The following is a 20,402-nucleotide window of genomic DNA, read 5'->3' on the forward strand; positions in this document are numbered from 1 at the left end:
CCTTTTTCTGATTGATTGATCAGATGAAGGGATTATTTGCCCGCGCATGAACAACATGGAAATAGTTTTTTCATTTATTAATTAAGCTTCAGTCAAGCTAAAAGTCGATATATTTGCATACAATGCTAATTTATATGAATAAAAAGGCAATTAATCGACTAAAGGCTGTCCTGGCTGAAAATGGGAAAACCAATAAATGGCTGGCCGAGCAACTAGGCAAGAATGAAACTACAGTTTCGCGTTGGTGTACAAATGAGGTACAGCCTTCTATGGACAATTTCATCGCCATAGCAGCGTTGCTGGAGGTTGATGTCCTGGAATTAATTAACTCCACCAAAAGCACCAGCTAATGACATTTACGCTTATCTCAGCTAATAAGATCAATTCCAGTACCAACAGCAGGAATATTCAGCCAGAGCTATCAGAAAAAGAGCTATTGATCGGACAATTTATTAATAAGCTTGTTTATCAGTATGGCTATACGCCGGATCAGATCAGACGCGACGTAGTCATTCGAATTCCACTCACTAATAGTGCGAAGTATGCTGTGGCTGATATAGCTATATGGGATGATATTAGCATTCTCCAGGAAAAAGCACCAACGATTGTTATCGAATTCAGGACTGAAAAAACAGATATTCTCACCGAGGATTACTTCAGAGGTATTGAATTCGCAAAATATGCCAACGCAATTTTTTTTATTGCAGCTAACCTGAGATATATCAAGGTCTTTAAAGTAAATACGACTGTTCAAGGTGAGCCGGGAGAAGAAATTTCCGATATTCCCAAGCCCGTTCCTTTACTATCAACATATCGGGATACACCTGAACCGACGCCATATGTGACAAGTGAAGAACTAAGCACACTTTTTTTCCGGTGTCATACCATGCTGCGAAATAATGAAAGGCTCACTCCCGAGGCCGCATTTGAGGAAATGACCAAAGTACTTCTCATTAAGCATTATTATGAAAGCAACCATCCTGGCGAAATATTGTCTCCCAATACGATTGGCGGCATGGATCCCTGGGAGACCATCTGGGTAACAAACGATGAAATCAATTCCGTAACCCACAAGATGGAATATTTATTTGATGAAGTGAAAAAACATTCCGGGAAAAATGCACTGTTTGATTGGGACGATAAATTGAAAATATCTCCTGATAGTTTCATTCGCCTATCAATAGAACTTCGACGTTATAATTCATTTGCAGTTTCAGATCACATACAGGGCGAAGCATTTGAGAAATTTATCTCAAACACATTCAAGGGAAGACTTGGTGAATTTTTCACGCCAAGGCTCATTGTAGATCACATGATTGACATACTCTCCCCACAGGAAGGTGAAACTATATGCGACCCCTGCTGTGGCAGCGGAGGGTTTCTAATCCAGTCACATGAGTATATCTGCCAAAAGATCAAAATTGATATCAACCACGTAAAGAAAGATATAAAAGAACATTATCATGATGATCACTATCTTCATGCATCCCGCGAGGAAAGCTTCAAAATTGACCAAACAATAAGTGATCAATTTTCATTCTTAAATGCCGAGTTAAATACCGGCAATCCTAAAAGCCGGCTGCACAAATTATCATTTGATACGCTGACAGGTGTTGAAGTAAGCACAAAAATGGCGCAAGTTGCAAGGATCAATATGGTTATGCACGGATGTGATCCCCGTCGGATCTATAACCATAATGGTTTATGGGTCAGGAATGAAATACCAGAGGGTGAATTTGACATTGTGTTTGCCAATCCACCAATGGGAGTTCTTTCTTCCCATAGTCCGGAGAGCCTACTATATCAACCAAACGGATTTAAAATATTATCGCAATACCGTGTTGGTGAATATGCATCTACCCTCGAGGTCCTTTTCATCGAAAGGTGTCTTAATTTATTAAAACCTGGCGGCAGAATGGGAATCATTCTCAGTGAGAAAATATTAAATGACAGCAAACTACAGAAGGCCAGGGAGTTTATCGAAAGTAAGGCTAAAATACTTGGTATCACGGCACTTCCTAAAGGAACGTTGTCCCTGACATCAATGAAGCCTAACCTAGTATTTCTCAAAAAATTTACAGTTGAAGAAAAAGAAAATTATGCTAGGGTAAAGGATGCTGTTACTAATAAGATCGCCCCCCAATATGATGAGCAACTGAATGAAATAGGTACCAGGCTCAATAGCCGTAATGTAAACAAAGAGGAGCGAAAAGAACTAAGAAACAAACAAAAACAGCTTTTGCAGGAAATAAATGACGCCATCAATTCCGGGATTAAAGATGAATTTGATTATTCAATTTTAATATCTAACATAACAGCAGATCAGTCGTCGTCCAATACCGCAATGCCGATAGAAGCACAACTATCTGAAATAGCGAAAATATTCAAAGAGCATCGCATCAAAAACAATCTGTGGACCGAACGGAATGAGAAGATACGATATGATATTTTCAACAATGCCTTTCAACGGGTAACAGCAGTAGGTGAACCAGAAATATTTTATGGCAAAGACTCCGGCAGCATTTAACAATCATACAGACATAAAGTTTGTCGCATTCCGTGATCTCGTATCATGGAGAGGGAGACAACTCTTGTCATCCGACATCCGATCAACCTATCCAATTGTAAGATTGGGCGATTATATCCGGGAAGAATCCCTGCGGGTCCACCTCTCAGCATCTCCCGAACAGGAATTTGGGATATTAGGCATCAATAATAAGGAAGGCCTATTTGACAATTATTCAGATAAGGGCGCAAATTTCAATCAACCTTATAAGAAAGTGGAGCTGGGCTGGGTCGCTTATAATCCTTACCGGCTCAATGTAGGAAGTATTGGCTTAAAGAAAGAACTCCATAAAAACGATTACATCAGCCCCGCGTATGTTGTATTCAGTTGTAAAGAACCCTTGCTGGCGGATTTCCTGATCAGGATATTGAGAACCAGCTCGATTATCAACATACTAAACCAAAATACAACGGGTACAGTACGGGCAAGTATTCCATTTTACATCTTAAAGATGTTATATGTTCCGCTTCCCCCTATAGATGTGCAGGTACAATTATTAAACACCCACGACCGCCGCATTGCTAAGGCCGAAAAGGAAGAAAAAGAGGCAACACACCTATTTAACCAGTCCAGACAATTTTTCTTAAATCAGTTGGGAATACAGGAAGGATGCAAAGAAGCCATTTCTTCATCTCATACATTCATACAGTATAAACGGCTATCCACCTGGGCATCTTCTTCCATAACGGATCAGACTTCCTTCAATTTTACGCATACAAAATTTGATATACAACCATTAAAAAGAGTTATTACTACTTTTGAAGGAGGTAAAACTCCTGCCACCTCAAATAGTCACTACTGGAATGGGGATATCCCATGGATATCGCCAAAAGACTTCAAAAGCCTTTATATCAGTAACAGCGAGGATAGTGTCTCAGAAACAGCTGTCAGCAACGGATTGAAAATCCATCCTCCCGGAACTGTACTAGGCGTATTCAGAAGCAGTATACTCAGACATTCCTTTCCGGTTGCCATGGCACAAATAGCAACTACCATTAATCAGGATGTGAAGGCGATGAAAATAAAAGAAGGAATAGTTACAAATCATTATTTTCTGTTTTATTTATGCTACCTTCAGAACCTGGTTTTGGAAATGGCCAGCAGAAAAGGCGTTACTGTGGGAAGTATTGATTCAGACAAGTTCCTGAATATACCAGTAATACTTCCTTCCATACCTGTACAAAAAGAAATAACCAGACAAATTGTTGCCCAACATAGTAAAATAAATGCGCTTAATGAAAGTGCAGAAGCGCATCGATCAGCAGCCGAAAGGGAATTCATGCAGGCAATTTTTAACACTGAAAGATGAAACTGGACTCACTGTACATTAAAAACTATAAGATTCTAAACGAATTTTCAATAGATTTCAACAAAGAGATCTCTATTTTGATTGGCATCAATGGTTCCGGAAAATCCAGTATCCTGGAGGCTATCGCACATATCTTTAGTTATGCCCTGTTAGGCAACAAGTCTAAATTTGGATTCAAATTAAACTATAAACTGCGGCTGGAAGAGATGATCAGTACTACGTCTACTACCGGCCACTTCAAAACAGACTATGTAGACGTTGAAATAGCGGCACCAGACGAAGGATCAGGGCTTACATACAAGGTTAGTTTTGTTGATAGCGCATCCAACATGGTCATTACGCTGGAAGAAAGAGGAGAGATCGAACAACGATTTCACAAATTTGAAAATATTCTGCCCAGCAATGTGGTCGTTTACTATTCAGGGCTGTCTGAAACTATGAAGGATATAGTAGCGCCTCACAATAGAGAATTGTCAAAACGATATAGGGATGGCAATACAACAGGCGCCACTCCACTCTTATATTTCGAACCTGCGATCTTCGACCTGATTCTAATCAGCTTGCTGTCTTTTGAATTTGGAGACATCCCCATATTCCTGTTAGAAAAAGCCAAGATAGGCCGTGCCCTAAGTATACAAATCAAATTAAAACGGCCTAAATGGGCACAAAAACGGAAAATTGACAACTGGTGGGGTGCAGAAGGCGAAATAAAAGCATTCCTGGACTACCTCAATGATCAGGCTTCGTCGTCATCTGACATTCCCTCTGATGCAGCAGAAGGGGATATTGTTATAGAGACCGTAGGCAATGAGGCACTAATTATATCTATCATAGGTCAGGAAAAATTATTTCAGATCCGCGACTATCTTGGGGAAGAAAAAAGACTATTTAAGATCCTGTATATACTCTACGTGGATGGCTTCTGGGACAATGCTTCTTTTTCACTACAAAATACTGATAACAATTCATTTACCGTGTTCAGCGAAGGTGAGCAGCAGGCGATCATTGTAAAAGGACTCACGGAATTGGTTGCAGGCCAGAATACTTTATTCCTTTTTGACGAACCAGACACTTATTTACACCCGGCATGGCAAAGAATGTTTATTGAGAGTATTATACATTTTAATGAACAAGGTGGTCTTTCCAGCAGCCAGTTTGTAATCGCTACACACTCTCCTCAATTGCTCGGAAACGCAAATCCTATAAAAGCAGAGGTCCAGATAATGGAAGATGCAAAAATAGTAAAATTCACACCTAGACATTATGGACGAGACATCAGTACCATTTTATATGAAATGATGGGCGTGGAAGGAAGGAATATAGATATTGCAAAGGACCTAAGTATACTGTTCAATCTCATAGAAGATGAAGACAAGGAGGCTGCAAAAAGAAAATTTGCAGAGATGGCTGCACTATTAGGAGATGATGATCCGGTAATTGTCAGAGCAAAAGTACAACTTGATTTTTTAGACGAGATCAATGAAACTGATAACTAAAAGCAAGGAGCCTAATTCATTAACGAAACATAGGGCGAACAGACCTGGGGCAAACTTTGACAACATATTGCTAGTAGACAAAAATGAGCTACGTGGTTCTTTACTAGCGGAACAGGGACACATATGTTGTTATTGTATGAAACGTATTGTCGTTAATGCAAACAATGATGGAAGTTCAAGCTATCAGATGAAAGTGGAGCATTACAAATGCCAGGAAAACTATCCGGAACTTCAGCTCATATACACAAACCTGTTTGGTGCCTGTATGGGAAATGAAGGGCATCCTGGGAAGCTTCAGACATGCGATACGAAAAAAGCATATTTTGATCTGACCATAAACCCTCTGTCGTTAAGTCCCAATTGTGAATCCCTTTTTAAATACAATGCAGAAGGTGAAATAAGTTCCGTCAATAACGATAACGAGATTAACCGCCAGATAAATGAGATTCTGAACCTGAACATGCAAACACTAAAAGACGGCAGAAGGGAAGTCTATCTGGAAGTACAAAAGAGAGTAGAAGCAGAAAGCAGAAAGCTGACCCAAAAGCAGTTAAAACTTAAATTTTTCGAGCAGGAAAGAGTGCAGTGGCTTACCAAGAAAGATGGTAAATATCGCCCATATTGTATGGTGGCCGTATATTATTTAACAAAGAAAATCCGCCAGCATCATTCCTAACCCACAATAGGCGCCATCAGAAGCCATGTGTTTATAGCCCAGGGTTGCCAACCCGGGAGCCACGTGTTTTGCTGGCGGAAAAAACAACTCCCCATAGCAACACGCCAAACACCACACCCAATATCATATTAAACAATTGATATCGTAACACCACCGGTGAAGCGAGTACGCTGAACCCATAGTGTACGATCCAGTAAAAGGTGCCTATTCTTAGCGCACTCCGGAATTTTATGTCCGCAAAAGAAGGGCCGGATACCCGGTAATATGCGATCCATCCGGAAATGAACAACAGGATAATGAAGACCATCAATGCAGGGTAATAGTCGAACAGGATCAGCTCCCGTTTATTGGAGACGGTATAGATCTTATTGGAAGGATAATGGAACCAGGTCTGTGCAATGGGCCACACCGTGTCACGTCCGTCGTTGTACAGACCGAGGTTTTCAACCGGAGGATACGCATACTGGAAAAAATTCGGCAGCAGAAAATACCGGAAATATGGTAGGGGATATTGGCTGATCAGGTATTTGCCATAATCATTGTACAATGGCGCCACAGCTGCCATCTGGCGGAGGTGCGCGGCATTGTCTGCAATGTTCACAGCACCGGGTGAAGGTTGTAAAGGAGATGTTGCATCCCATAGATAAAAAGCCATCAAAGGCCCATCGGGACGTTGGGACATAGGAATGTGCTGCAGCGAATCTATATACGCATTTACCTTACTATGTACGGCTGCAAATTGCGCGGGTACCTGCAAGGGAGGCCGCTCCGGCATATGTGCATAGGCATGTACGGCATTATTGGCCATCTGCCATCCACTGAAGGCGGAGAACTGCCGGGTGCCCATCACCTTCTCAGACTGATAAGTGGTGTATAACATAAAGCCGCCGATCATACCGACCATGATCAAGCCGCTTGCTATCTTAACACGTACGGTAAAGGAACAAAAGACGATCACGGTTATACTGACCAGCGGATAGATCAATGCATGGTACCTGACAGTATAAGCCAGCAGCAATACCAGCAAATGGACGGCTAGCAACAACTTTGAAGGCTGGTACACCAGCCGGAACAACTGGGATATCCAGATAAGGCTGATACCGATAAAATAGACATCGCTGATTACATAATTACTCAGGTAAAGGATAGCAGGGTTTAAGAACAGAAAGGCAAAGATCAATCTGCGGGCCCATTTCCCAACTGTAGTCAGATCAAGCACCGTAAAAAAGAAATACAGTGCGCAGATGTGATAAAAGCAGTATTGCATGAAGATCAGTGCCGTATCCCAGTGTGTAAAGAAGCCAGCAAAGCGGATCAGTTTTGCATAGCCTACCGGCCACATATTCGCATCTGCATTGGTATAGGCACTGCGGAGATAATTGTAGGAATCCTGCATGAAGTTAGGAAACGGATAGAAATACTTGAAGACAACAAACTGCAGCAGCATGGTGAACATCGCCAGGTATACATATCTCTTAAAACGCATTCTCATAATATGCAGGAATTTAAAGGGCCGGGCCAATAGCTAAGTTTGGAGATAGAGAATATTTTTAAAGGTGGTTAAAATTACTGGTTAAATGCTAATTTAAACCGGATTTAAAGCACATCCATGTTAACCGCCAAACCCATATCGATCCCTCTCCTGCTCTGCTGCTGTCATCTCATGACGTGGGCTCAAAAACCGGTTGTTACAAATGACAGTTACCGTACCTGGACAAGACTGTCCTCTACCTACGGCATACGGGACGATGGACGGTATATATGGTACCAGTATGGCTCACCAGCAACAGGGGACATATTGGTATTACACTCGAGGGATAACAAACTGCAGCGGGAATTTCCCCGCGGGTTCAATCCTGCCTTTTCGGACGACCGTTTTCTATTCCAGCTACCGGGCGATACCCTGGCCATCTTCTCATCAGATAGTGTAAGCTACTTGCCGGATGTGAGCTACTATACGATTGAGCAACAGCAGCTCATACTGCAAAAACCTAATGCACTTATCTGGATGGACCTCAATACCGGTCGCAGTAAAACAATCCATGAAGGGCCGGTCAGCCAGATAACATTCAAGGGGCAACAGCTGGCTTTTATCACCGACCGTACGCTCAGGTATTATCAGCGGGATGTGGACACGATCAGGATATTGCACGACAGCTGTACAGGTCCATTACAGTTTTCCCGGGATGGTAAGCGGATCACCTGTCAGTTATTGCCTGCTAAACTGCCCCCACCGGAACAGATCCGAGTCTGGAATTACCAGGATAACTATCTGCAAACGCCTCAGCCTATCCCAACCACGGTCGTCATCCGGCTGGAAGACGCGCAGGCACTGCCTGTCAATACGCCCGGTACACAGATCGCTTACCAGAACGGCGGGCGGTATATCATTACCCAAAACAGTCTCAACTACCAGGAATACTATTGGAACAAAGCCGTGATCTCTACTCTCTATCTGGTAGATACTCAAACCGGCGAAAGAAAAACGATCGCTGCGAATAAAGAAAACTTGCTCGTTCAGCCAGCCATTTCTCCGGGCGAAAAATTTATGACCTGGCTGGATCCGTCCAGCCATTACATCCGCTGTTATGAGATTGCCACGGGTTATACACGCGATTTGCTAAAGGGGATTGAGGTGGCACAATGGACAGCGGGCGATAGCGCCCTTTTTATACATACGGCTAACGACATCTGGCAGGTGGATCCAACAGGACGTAAACCTGCCGTGAACATAACAGGAGGCAAACAAGGGCATACCATTTTCCGCTTGCTGTTCCCCGGCATATTCGCCGCCTTTGATACAAAAACAAAAGAAAATGGTTTCTGGAGATGCTACAACAACAGTTTAGCTCCCTGTACGATGGATGACTGCTTATATTACTGGCCACAATATCCGCTGGATCAATACAAGCCCCTTAAAGCAAAGGACACCACTGTCTACCTGCTGCAGCACATGCGGGCTACAGCAGCTCCGAATCTGTTACTGACGGATGATTTTATCCGCTTTACACCTGTTACTAACATCCGGCCGGAGGCAGATTACAACTGGCTGACAGTGGAATTAACAAAGGAAGGGCTGTTATACAAACCAGCGAATTTTGATCCGCAGCAAAAATACCCGGTCATATTTCACTACTATGAACGCAGCAAGGATTACCTGCACAGATACCTGCCGCCTGCGTTAAGCGAAGGCAATCTGAATGTGCCGTCATATGTCAGCAATGGGTATATTGTATTCATCCCTGACATCCGCACAAAAAAGAGACATCCCGGTAAAAGCACTGCCAAAGCGGTATTACGGGCAGCAAAGTACCTGTCCGCCCATCCCTGGGTAGACAGGCAGAAAATGGGCTTGCAGGGACATAGTTTCGGTGGATATATCACCAACTACATCATCACACACAGCGATCTGTTTGCCGCTGCGCAGGCCAGTGCCGGCCCTGTTAATTTTTTCAGCGGGTATGGGGCTATCAGGAAGATCACAGGTACTGCCATGCAGCAGTTATACGAACAAGGACAAAATAATATGGGCGTTACACCCTGGGACAGACCCGGACTATACCTCAAAAACTCCCCCGTCATCCGTGCAAACAAGGTACATACGCCCCTGTTGCTGATGCATAACGACAACGACAATGCCGTACCTTTCGCACAAGGCATGGAGCTGTTCACCGCTTTAAGACGGCTACAACGGCCCGTATGGCTGATTCAGTACAGGAATGAAGGACATCAGTTATTCCGCGATCCGCAGAAACTGGATTTCACCGTCCGGCAGCAACAGTTCTTCGATCATTATCTGAAAGGTAAACCGGCGCCGGACTGGATGAAGGCTCACTGACCGTTATCATCATAAACACCCAGCCAGGTAGGCCATGGAGAGCCCGTTACTACCGTAATAAAATAAAAAGCCCCACCTACGGTAGTAGTAGATTGGGTAGTGCCTGTATACAAAGGGGAAGGGAAAGGAGCACTAACCGGAAGCTCCCAGGTATCCGTACGGAAAGTACGATATGGCGCTTCTGCGGCATAGGTAAGGTTCCTTGAGGCTCCGTTCTGAGAGAAATTACCTGTAGTTGCATAAAACAGGTTAGTGAGTCCCCGCCGTTTGGCTCTGAATGACATTGTCCCCACCAAAACTGCAGACAAGGCGATCATTGTTAGAATAATCCTGGCCTTTTTCATAACATAAAGCGTTTGAATTAAAGGTAGGAAGACTAAAATGGAAAAGAATTAGGAACAAAAAACAGGACTTTGGAGACAGCGTTTATTCTTGGTACCCCTCGTTTTGCGTAAGGTTCGGGTTTAACAGCATCTCGCTTCTCGGAATAGGATACCATTGCTGATATGCTTTCCAGTTGCCACCTTTAGCAGCTGTGGCTGCCTTCATCACATTATTAACCTTATGGGTTCGTTTGAGATCTAACCAGCGGTGGCCCCATTCGGAGAACAATTCCACCTGTCTTTCATGTTGGATAGCATCGTCTATCGGGCCGGCACCATTGATCCTGGGCACAGGTAAACCAGCCCGCTGCCGCACCACCATAAGATCTTTCAGGGCGCCATCCTTGTCTGCCGAGTGTAATCTGGCTTCTGCCCTGATCAGGTACTGCTCTGCCAGACGCAATACCATGAGGTACTCTGTTACTGGCTTTGTTGCATCTGCTGCTTTGTATTTGTAAGGATAACGATCACTCACGCCAGCCAACCAATATTGCTTACGCAGATCATCTTTTTCGAATATCTGCATGAAGGTCTGCGCTGCGAAAACAGGAAGTTGTTGTATGAACAGCATGGCGTCTTCTGTAAAAGTCTTATTCACCGGTTGTATTTGCCAGATAGCTTCTTTGCTGTTTTTCAGGAAAACCTTTGATAATGGAACAGTATCGTATACAGCTTTATTGTCAATAATGGCTGTTGCGGCTGTGATAGCCGCCTGCCAGTTATTCCGGTATAGATGCACCCGGGCCAGTAAAGCAGTAGCCGCCCATTTGTTGGGCCGTACGCGCTCGGGTGTGGTAGATAATATGTCTGCCTGCACATAGTCCGTCCGCAGCAGCGTTACAGCATCTTCCAGGTCTTGTTGGATCCGTTCATAAACTTTCACAACCGGCGTGCGGCGCATGGTGGCATTTACCTTATAGTCAGTGCCGGTCACCAATGGCACTTCATCAAACAGGTTCACCAGGTAGAAATAACAGAAAGCCCTGACAAACATTGCCTCTCCTGTTAATTGCTGCCTGATGGCAGGCGTAAGGCGGGTAGAAGCCGTTAGTCCCTCGATAGCGGCATTAGCCTGATAGATGTATTTGTATAGCAATCTCCATATCGGTACAGTATTAGGCGTTACCTGGTTTTTATACATATCGAGGGACAATTCATCCTCCTGTTGTAACAGGAACTCATCGGCAGAGAGCCCACAGAGATAGGAAAGACCTTCTGCTCCCATGAATGCCCCATCGTTGCTCATATTATAGAACAATCCCGTCAGTACTGCAGCCGCACTAGCATCAGACTGATATACGGTACCAGAAGTGCCTCCATCCACCGGATCTCCGGGATCCAGCAATTTGCGACAGCTACCGCAAAATAGCAGGAAGAAGAGCAATAATATTATCCATCGCATTCCCAAACAGTTTAAAGCGATATTTTCAGTCCGGCAGATAACACCCTCAAAGGAGGAATGGCTGTCCTTGACTGCGTTTCAGGGTCCAGGCCCTTATAGCTGGTCAGGGTGAACAGGTTCTGCGCCTGTATATACACCCTGCTGTCATGCAAGTGTAGTCTGTCCTGCATTTTCCTCGGCAATAACCAGGCGGCTTCCATATAACGGCAGCGTACAAATGAGGCATCCTCATATCCCAGGTCGCTTTTCATTGCCTTTTTGTACCCTTCCCGCAAGCTACCACTCTGGGTATACCGCTGACGGTCGGTAACATCACCCGGCTTTTGCCACCTGGATAACACCACTGCATATTGATTTTGCTGGAATCCCGGCATAAAGCTGGGATCAAAAGTGGTATTGATCCCTTGCTGCTTTGTAAACTGCAGCAGGATTTCCAGCTGGAATCGTCCTATCCGCACACTATTTTGCCAGCCGCCGAAGCAAACCGGCACACTGTTCACCGACAGGCTTTCTACCGCTTTTTCTGCCGGTACCGGATGATTGTTTGCATCCGCAAAAAGGTAAGTCCCCGTAGCAGGATCTACACCCATGGAGGTAGCCACATAACGCTGCGACAAAGGTTCTCCTTCCACAAATCCGGTAGCACCCAGGATGGAAATAGTAGGATCCGGGTAGTGGACCAGCTTATTGCGGCCAAAGGAAATATTGAACGAGGAGGCCCACTCCAACTTTTTATTCCGGATGTACCGGGTAGACAATGTAAACTCCCAACCTGTGTTCCGGATCACGGCAGGCAGGTTACCTATAATGCTACCGGCGCCGGTAATATCCGGTAAAGGGTAAGAGACCAGCTGATTGGAAGACCGGTAGATAAAATGACTGGCAGAGAAGAGGATCTTATCCTTCAGAAAACCCAGTTCCAGCCCGGCTTCTGACTTCTGTGTCAGCTCCCAGGCGAAATCCGCATTGAACAAACGGCTGGGCTTCAGGCCTATTACACCCTGATAAGATCCGCTCACGTCGTTATACTGGTCCAGGTACTGGTAATCCCCTATCTGGTCATTGCCGGTGGTGCCGTAGCTCAGTCTCAGTTTACCGAAACTCAGTACCCGACGCAGGTGACACATAAAAGGTTCTTCAGAAAAGATCCATCCCGCACCGGCAGCGGCAAAGATGGCGAACTGCTTCCGCGGACCAAACCGGCTGCTGCCATCCCGGCGTACACTGAGATTCAGCAGGTAGCGGTTCTTCCAGTTCAGTCCTGTTCTGCCGAACAGGGCCACATAACGGTAGGAAGCGCCTTCTGTTTTACCATATACCGTATCTGCATAACGGATATTCCGGATCAGCAGATCATTTTTGAACCCATCTGCGTTGATGTTCTCACGGGTTTCGTTATATCCCTGTATGGTGCCCCCTACGACCGTTTCCAGCCGCAATGCTCCTGCCTGGTATACATGGCTTAGCTGGGGCTCAATAATGCGGGAAATGGCCTCATAATCGTATTTATGCAGGGAGCCTGTTCTGCCATTCCGCAGCGCAGGTGCATACATTTCAATAGGGAGGATAGTTTCCGATTTACCGGTCAGCCAGTTATAGCCCATGGTGGTCTTGAGTACAAGACCAGGCAGCAGCCGGTATTGCAGTCCGACGTTTCCCAGCACATTTTTCACATTAGCATCAAAAAGAGGTCCTATCAGGGCAATATATGGATTCAGCCAGGCGTAATTCAGGCTGCCATCTTCCAGGTACACCGGCGGTGCATTGGGCGGCAGCATAATCTGGCTGGTGAAATCAAGACCAGGTAAGGAAGTTTTATCTGCCAGGAAACTGCCGGTAAAGGTAGCATTGAAGCGCTGGTCGGTTGATGAGCTGCTGGCACTGAAATGTATCCCTCCGCGGGTATCCCCGAACTTGCCGGGGAAGACGGTGTTTTCCTTGCGGTAATGACCGCTCAGGAGGTATTGGAAACTCTTATTTCCGCCAGATACAGATGCCTGGGCATTGGTTACCGAGGCCGTCCCTCCCGTCAATTGCTTTTGCCAGTCGGTATAACGGGTGGTATCCCATTTCAGCAGATCAACGGCGTTCCTTTCTGTAGGCGTGACACCGTCGTTCCTGAATGCCTCCCGGCGCATGGTTAAGTATTGTTGGGTGTTCAGCAATTTTACTTTCCGGGATGTTTGTCCGAAGCCCCGGTTCACGTTGACCGTAAATTGTGTTTTCCCGGGCTGGCCTTTACGGGTGGAGATGAGCACCACACCATTGGCGCCCCGGGAACCATAAATGGCGGTAGCATCTGCATCCTTCAGCACTTCTATGCTTTCCACATCTTCCGCGTTAATGAAGTTAAAGGCAGAAGCCTTATCTCCCCAGATCTGTGAACCCAAACCGCCGGTCAGGGTAGGATTATAAGGGATGCCATCGATGATGAAGAGGGGCTGTGTACCGTTCACCAGGCTATTTTGTCCGCGGATCTGCACTTTCATCGCCATACCCGGCACACCACCAGTTTGGGTGATCAACATACCGGGCACCCTGCCCTGCAGGGCCATTAAGAGGTTGGTACCAGACTGGCCGGCAATGAAGTCTCCTTTGACAGTGGTAACGTTCCCGGTATTAAACCGCTGAGTTGTGGTGCCATAGCCGATAATGACCGTTTCATCCAGCACCTTGCCTATGATCAGTTTTGGCGTATCGGATATGTCTAATGGCTGAAGTGAGGGTCCCATTGGCAGCGGGGCCTTCTGCACATTGATAGAGCGGTCATCAAACTTCCAGGTATAACTGTCTTTCAGCACCGCATTGAGCACGTCGGGCAAAGCCGCTTTTCTGAAGCGGACATCCAGCGTACGGTTTACATCCACTTCCGGGGGATAGCTGAAGTAATACTTGGTCTGTGCCTCTATCTGCGAAAAAATGTATTTAAGCGTAACATGCCTACCCACGATGGTCACTTTTTCCCGGGCATAGGACTGCCCTGCCACCTGGTACAAACAACAGGTATGCAATAGCAGGAGGAGCGTGCAGAATGTGGCAGGTTTGGGCATCCCCATAAAAAGCATGTTGCGGCTATTATCATATAAGTAGCGTTGAATAACAAAAAGTACTCACGCGGATTATTTTTAGCCCTTAACAAGCTATTAACTCATGCCCGTTTCAAAATTGATACATTTACTCATAAAGAAAATAGAGTCTTTGTTATGAATTCATTGATTAATAACTATTCAGAAGACGAGCTATTTCAACTCATTCAACAGGGAAGCGAGGCTGCTTTTGCTGTCCTGTACCAACGTTATCTTGATTTGCTGTTTTCCAGGGCCTACACTATCCTGCAGAACGAAGATGAAGCCAAAGATGTGATCCAGGAAGTGCTGATCTGGCTATGGGACCACCGGGCCTCCGTGCAGATCAATACTAACCTGAAGACTTATCTGACCGGCGCTGTACAACTACGCTGTGCCGATGTGATCAGGAAGAAGGCCAACCGCAATAGCCGCCAGCAGATCTATGCCTCCCTGAGTACAACCATCACGGGTACTCCTTCCCTGGAGACAAAAGAGCTCGGTAATCAGCTGCATGCCGCGATGGCGCTGATCAGCCCTACGAGCAGGAAAGTGTTCATCCTGTCATATATCGAAAAAAAGCCATTGAAAGAGATCGCAGCCACCATGAACATGAAGGTGCAGACTGCGAAAAACCATATGCAGCAAGCATTAAAGACACTCCGCCAACATCTTCAAAAAAATTAAGCTTTTCACCCAGTACTTTTTTACAACCGGCGACTACTATATAGTGAATCAGATTTTCACCAGGATTATCATGCCGGTAGATCCAGAATATATCGAACAACTGGTACTGGAAGAAATAACAGGCACCATCTCACCTGAAGACAGTATCGCCCTCAAAAGACTCCTGGAACAGGAACCGGAGGCATATGCCATCTGGCAGCGGATGCATCGGCAACTGACAGGCGGTTATATACAATCCGTCCGTGAAAGTCTGCATGATACGCTGGGTGTGGAGCAGGTATTTGCTACCGCCAGAAGGCGTAAACGGCGTAAAATATTCATAGGGACTACCCTGGGTGTAGCGGCTTCGCTGCTGGTACTCTCAGTAGTCTACAAGATAATGATACCGGCATACCAACCCGTTTTGCCGGCGCCGATCTCCTCTTTCACCCTCAAATCTGTTGCGTTGCAGCTGCCCGATGGACAATTACTCCATCTGGGCAGCGGGCAGCAGCAGGAAGTGAATGGGATCATTTTCCGGGAAGAGGCCGGAAGATTGTCCTGGTCTGGCGCCAACAGTTCACAGATGGCCAGGTTAATTGTTCCCCCGGGGAAAGATTATTCCGTTCGTCTCCCGGACGGTACGGATGTTATGCTCAACGCAGCTACCACACTGGAAATGCCCCTTGCATTCGACGATAGCCGGGAAGTGACCGTGAATGGGGAAGCCTATTTCACAGTAGCTAAAAATGAGGAAAAGCCCTTTCGGGTGCATTTACCGAAGAGTGCCGTACAGGTATTAGGCACTTCGTTCAATGTAAACACCTACGATAGCGGCCAGGTGAGAGTAGCACTGGAATCGGGCGCTGTTAAGATGCTCACTAATGATGGGGACGTCTTATTACAGCCAGGGAAGGCGGTCCACTACCAGCCCGGAGTAAGACCAATCGCTGCAGCCTTTGATGCCCATGCAGTACTTTCCTGGAAAAGTGGCTACTATGTATTTGAGAATACCCCTGTTTCAACTATTGGTGATGTGATTGAACGAACTTATCGTGTGAGGGTGATCATTGACTCAAAGGCGACTGCTGAGAAAACATATTCATCCAGGCTGGAAAAAGGGATGCCCCTGGAAAAGTTCCTGGAACGATTAAAGACACTTAACAACATAGATTATCGATTTGAAAACGGAAACACTATAGTGCATTTGTTATACCGAACGTAAACAACCTTGCTATGCAATCCACATTATTTAAAGCTAATAAACTATTACTAATCGAAAAGGACAAACAGTCTTACATTTCTGCCAACTGCCTGCCGCTGGAGTACATGAAACTCATTATCCCCTATGCAGGTTTGTATTTCCGGGAAGATGAGGAGTGTGAGATGCTTTCCCAGCACATCAGCGCAGGCCCATTTTCACTATGGATGCACGACATTTTTGCGAAGGACAGGATAACATTGTTGCCATACACGCCGTATCATATCTGGACGCTGCATTTTATGTATGAAGACAGTCTGGTGATCGAAGGTAAAGAGAATCCCCCTTATCTGCTCGAAGAACGGGAATGCAATCTGTTCAACCTGCACCCGGGGCTACATCCTGTTCCCATGGAAGCCAACAGGAAAGTATTGTCGGTACACGTCAACATTCGTCCTGAGTTCTTCCCAAAACTCGTGGAGAAGTATCCTGCGCTCAGGGAGTTACTGAGCCGGCCCATTCCTGCAGCAAGCAGTGTGCTCAATGATCATCCTCATCCCATCAGTGCTGTTTGTGACCTGCTCATACAACGGATCCTGACTTGCCGTTATACAGGCAGGAAGGCACATACATTCATCTATCGTTGCATTCTTGACCTGCTGCTGAATTATGCCCAAAGGGAAGCGCAAGCACATGAGCCATTCCTGTTCAGTAGTCTTGAGCATCGTGAAACTTACCGGCAGATCTTCAGATTCCTGGTAGAGAATCCGTACAAGACATATTCACTGGCAGAATTGGCACTGATGTATGACTTACCTGTGGCAGAATTATCACAGGGATTCCTGCAGCATTATGCTATCTCCATTGAAGATTTCACTCACATGATAAGAATGACGGCAACTTATCATCTGTTGCATAAAAAGAACTGTTCACTACCTGTTATAGCTGAAGCGGCTGGTTTCAAAACTACAGATGAGATGGTAAACCAACTCGAAACATATTATGAATTCAAAATAAAAAAATGAGGATCAATATCTGGTAGCACTGTTACCATTCATCTCTTACTGCAACTAATTATGTCCTAAGGCCTGCATAATGTCAGACTGTCGAGGCCGGGTTAACATAATTATCTACAGCTTAAAAACCAACCATGAAGAGATTGAATGCAGCAGCGGCTGCCATTGCATTGTTATGTGCCTCATACGAACATATCTACGCACAAACACCAACCAATACCGCATCCTGGCAGATGCAACCTGTCAATATTCAGACAAGATGGGCTAAAGAAGTAAATCCCAAAAACGTTCTGCCAGCGTATCCACGGCCACAGATGGTCAGGAATGAATGGCAGAACTTAAATGGACTGTGGCAATACGCTATCACATCCAAAGATGCTGCCAGGCCTGCACAGTTCGAAGGACAGATCCTGGTACCATTCCCATTGGAATCAGCCCTGTCCGGTGTTAAAAAAGCCTTGCAGCCTACGCAGCGTTTGTGGTATAAACGTTCCATCACCAAACCTGACATTACAGGCGATAAACGGGTGCTGCTTCACTTTGGCGCTGTAGACTGGCAGGCCACTGTCTATATCAATGGTAAAGAAATAGGTGGCCATACCGGTGGTTACCAAAACTTCTCGTTTGACATTACCGATGCATTGAAAGAAGGTGATAACGAACTGGAGGTATCCGTATTTGACCCCACTGATCAGGGTATCAATCCTCATGGCAAGCAGGTATTGACCCCGCAGAATATAATGTATACCGCCAGCAGCGGTATCTGGCAGACGGTATGGATGGAAACCGTACCGGCTGCTTACATTAACAACATCCGCATTACGCCGGATATTGACAAAGGCAACCTGAAACTGGAAGTGATCACCGCCGGTAAGGAAGGCGATTATGCTGTAGAAGCTGTAGCTTCCAATGGCAAAAAAGTTAAAGGCAAGCCTAATACGCAGTTATTACTGCCAGTACCCAATGCAAAGCTATGGAGCCCTGACCAGCCGTATTTGTACAACCTGAATGTAAAACTGCTGTATAAAGGTAAAGTAGTGGATACCATCGGTAGCTACTTCGGCATGCGTAAAATAGAAGTGAAGAAAGACGAGAAAGGAGTAGAACGCCTCTTCCTGAATAACAAATACACCTACCACCTGGGCGTATTAGACCAGGGTTTCTGGCCGGAAGGATTATACACCGCTCCGACAGATGAGGCCTTGAAATTTGATATCATGGCTATCAGGAATATGGGGTATAACACCATCCGTAAACATATCAAATTAGAGCCTGCCCGCTGGTATTATCATGCTGACCGAGCCGGTATACTGGTATGGCAGGATATGGTGACTTGTGCGAATGACAAACCAGCAGCTAAGGCTGAATTCGAAAAAGAAAATAAAGAAAACATTGCCCAGCTATATAACTATCCAAGTATTGTCATCTGGGTACTGTTTAACGAAGGTTGGGCACGCTATGACCAGAAACGCCTGACAGAATGGATGAAACAAACAGATCCATCCCGCATAGTGAATGGTCATACCGGTGAGAACTATGACCGCGATGCACCAGAAGCTCCATCTCAGAAATGGGCAAGCAGTGATCTAACTGATATTCATGACTATCCAGGACCGGGCATGCCTCCACCATTGCCAGGAAAGGCACGTGTACTAGGTGAATGGGGAGGTGTAAGAGTAGCTACACTGAGGCATCAATGGAATGACACAGAAGGGTGGGGATATGTTCAGGTGCCATCTGCTGCATTTAAAGCGAAATACGACTCCATGGTTAAACGCTTAAAAACACTCGAGGAGAGTGGATTATCCGGGTCAATTTACACCGAACCTTTTGACGTAGAAACAGAAGAAAATGGTATTATGACATATGATCGTGAAGTCATCAAAATACCCTCTGAGGACCTTAGAAAGATACATCGCCAGGTATTAACGCAAGCGGAAAGTTATGCCGCAGCTCCAGGTATATTCCAGGCTATAGTAGCTGATACTGCGAACCATGATCTGAAATATGCGTCGTTGTTGGAACAATTCCGCAACGGAAAGAAAGATCCTGAGTTTCTAAGAGCACTTACACTCATGGCATCTCGTTTGAAAGACAATAAAAATATTCCGGAATTAAGTGCAGCCTATATCAATAGCATTTCTGATCCGTTGACACTCAGAAATATGACATTCATTCAACTCTTTACCCAATCAACAAAAGACCCCGGATTCATCATTATTCTAAAAAATCAGAGAAAAGCTGAAGAGCTTATTGGTGTTGAAAAAGTCAACAGCACTTTGCAAACAGCGATTTTCAATGACGAAATAAAAGCGTATGTAGCGGGCAAGGCTGCCAACCCTAACTGGAACGAACTTGAGAAAAAGATTATTCCTCTATATGGCGCCGTTGGTGAGGAAATATTGTTACGTGCTAAAGCAATTCATTTCTACAACCGAAAGGACTGGACTAATTTTGTTCCGTCTGCTTCACAATTAATAAATAAATATCGACATAGTGTATCCAGCATGATGTTAAATAATTTCGCGTGGGCTGTATTTGAAAATGTTTCTGACACTACTTTACTTAAGATGGCCTTAACTTGGAGTAAATACAGTATGGAGGAAGGAATATCCCCTCAGTCAATCGATACTTATGCAAATCTTTTGCACAAACTCGGCAATCAAAAGGAAGCCATTGAGTGGCAACAAAAAGCTATAGAATTGGTACCAACAGAATCAAGTTTCAAAGACACTCTCGAAAAAATGAAAAAAGGTGAAAAAACCTGGAACTAAATAATCCCAA

General features: G+C 45.2%; 14 protein-coding genes. 10 read left to right on the forward strand and 4 right to left on the reverse strand.

All coding sequences use genetic code 11. The features are described from left to right. Positions 1-134 precede the first annotated feature (134 nt). From F3I09_RS32735 to F3I09_RS32755, 5 genes are read left to right on the forward strand one after another with little or no spacing between them, the layout of a single operon-like run. On the forward strand, positions 135-350 hold the full coding sequence (locus F3I09_RS32735; protein WP_149699270.1) for a helix-turn-helix transcriptional regulator: 216 nt from the start codon (positions 135-137) through the stop codon (positions 348-350). Then, positions 350-2,527: an N-6 DNA methylase gene (locus F3I09_RS32740; protein WP_149699271.1), complete on the forward strand. Its 2,178-nt coding sequence runs from the start codon at positions 350-352 to the stop codon at positions 2,525-2,527. Before F3I09_RS32735 ends, F3I09_RS32740 begins: the two co-directional genes overlap by 1 nt. Continuing rightward, complete coding sequence (locus F3I09_RS32745; protein WP_149699272.1) at positions 2,502-3,875, forward strand: restriction endonuclease subunit S; 1,374 nt, start codon at positions 2,502-2,504, stop codon at positions 3,873-3,875. The genes F3I09_RS32740 and F3I09_RS32745 overlap by 26 nt, the downstream gene beginning before the upstream one ends. After that, a complete protein-coding gene (locus F3I09_RS32750; RefSeq protein WP_149699273.1) occupies positions 3,872-5,371 on the forward strand; it encodes an AAA family ATPase in 1,500 nt (499 codons plus the stop codon). Before F3I09_RS32745 ends, F3I09_RS32750 begins: the two co-directional genes overlap by 4 nt. Continuing rightward, on the forward strand, positions 5,355-6,047 hold the full coding sequence (locus tag F3I09_RS32755; RefSeq protein WP_149699274.1) for a retron system putative HNH endonuclease: 693 nt from the start codon (positions 5,355-5,357) through the stop codon (positions 6,045-6,047). Before F3I09_RS32750 ends, F3I09_RS32755 begins: the two co-directional genes overlap by 17 nt. A 31-nt stretch (positions 6,048-6,078) precedes the next feature. Here the strand turns inward: F3I09_RS32755 and F3I09_RS32760 are convergent, their stop codons facing one another. Further along, a complete protein-coding gene (locus F3I09_RS32760) occupies positions 6,079-7,539 on the reverse strand; it encodes a hypothetical protein (RefSeq protein WP_149699275.1) in 1,461 nt (486 codons plus the stop codon). A gap of 117 nt (positions 7,540-7,656) precedes the next feature. On the opposite strand from F3I09_RS32760, the gene F3I09_RS32765 reads away from it, so the two are divergent. Next, positions 7,657-9,885 carry a S9 family peptidase gene (locus F3I09_RS32765; protein ID WP_149699276.1) on the forward strand — a complete coding sequence of 743 codons (2,229 nt, stop codon included), beginning with the start codon at positions 7,657-7,659 and terminating at the stop codon, positions 9,883-9,885. Here F3I09_RS32765 and F3I09_RS32770 read toward each other — a convergent pair. The 3 genes from F3I09_RS32770 to F3I09_RS32780 all read right to left on the reverse strand — a co-directional run bounded on the left by F3I09_RS32770 (position 9,879) and on the right by F3I09_RS32780 (position 14,726). After that, the gene (locus F3I09_RS32770; RefSeq protein ID WP_149699277.1) at positions 9,879-10,229 is read right to left on the reverse strand and encodes a hypothetical protein; all 351 of its coding nucleotides are present in this window, start codon (positions 10,227-10,229) and stop codon (positions 9,879-9,881) included. The two genes, F3I09_RS32765 and F3I09_RS32770, sit on opposite strands and share 7 nt — an antisense overlap. A gap of 82 nt (positions 10,230-10,311) precedes the next feature. After that, a complete protein-coding gene (locus F3I09_RS32775; RefSeq protein ID WP_149699278.1) occupies positions 10,312-11,670 on the reverse strand; it encodes a RagB/SusD family nutrient uptake outer membrane protein in 1,359 nt (452 codons plus the stop codon). A gap of 11 nt (positions 11,671-11,681) precedes the next feature. Next, the gene (locus F3I09_RS32780; protein WP_188134055.1) at positions 11,682-14,726 is read right to left on the reverse strand and encodes a SusC/RagA family TonB-linked outer membrane protein; all 3,045 of its coding nucleotides are present in this window, start codon (positions 14,724-14,726) and stop codon (positions 11,682-11,684) included. A gap of 147 nt (positions 14,727-14,873) precedes the next feature. Between F3I09_RS32780 and F3I09_RS32785 the strand changes: the two genes are divergently transcribed. The 4 genes from F3I09_RS32785 to F3I09_RS32800 all read left to right on the forward strand — a co-directional run bounded on the left by F3I09_RS32785 (position 14,874) and on the right by F3I09_RS32800 (position 20,392). Further along, positions 14,874-15,422 (forward strand): RNA polymerase sigma factor, encoded by a 549-nt coding sequence (locus F3I09_RS32785; RefSeq protein WP_149699280.1) that lies wholly within the window; start codon positions 14,874-14,876, stop codon positions 15,420-15,422. A 70-nt stretch (positions 15,423-15,492) separates the two neighbouring features. Further along, on the forward strand, positions 15,493-16,626 hold the full coding sequence (locus F3I09_RS32790) for a FecR family protein (RefSeq protein ID WP_149699281.1): 1,134 nt from the start codon (positions 15,493-15,495) through the stop codon (positions 16,624-16,626). Between the two features lie 11 nt (positions 16,627-16,637). After that, complete coding sequence (locus F3I09_RS32795) at positions 16,638-17,627, forward strand: AraC family transcriptional regulator (RefSeq protein WP_149699282.1); 990 nt, start codon at positions 16,638-16,640, stop codon at positions 17,625-17,627. Positions 17,628-17,752: 125 nt separating this feature from the next. Further along, positions 17,753-20,392, forward strand: coding sequence for a glycoside hydrolase family 2 protein (locus tag F3I09_RS32800; RefSeq protein ID WP_149699283.1), 2,640 nt, complete (start codon positions 17,753-17,755; stop codon positions 20,390-20,392). Positions 20,393-20,402 lie beyond the last annotated feature (10 nt).

It is taken from the genome of Chitinophaga sp. CF418 (genome assembly GCF_900142925.1).
Classification (GTDB): domain Bacteria; phylum Bacteroidota; class Bacteroidia; order Chitinophagales; family Chitinophagaceae; genus Chitinophaga.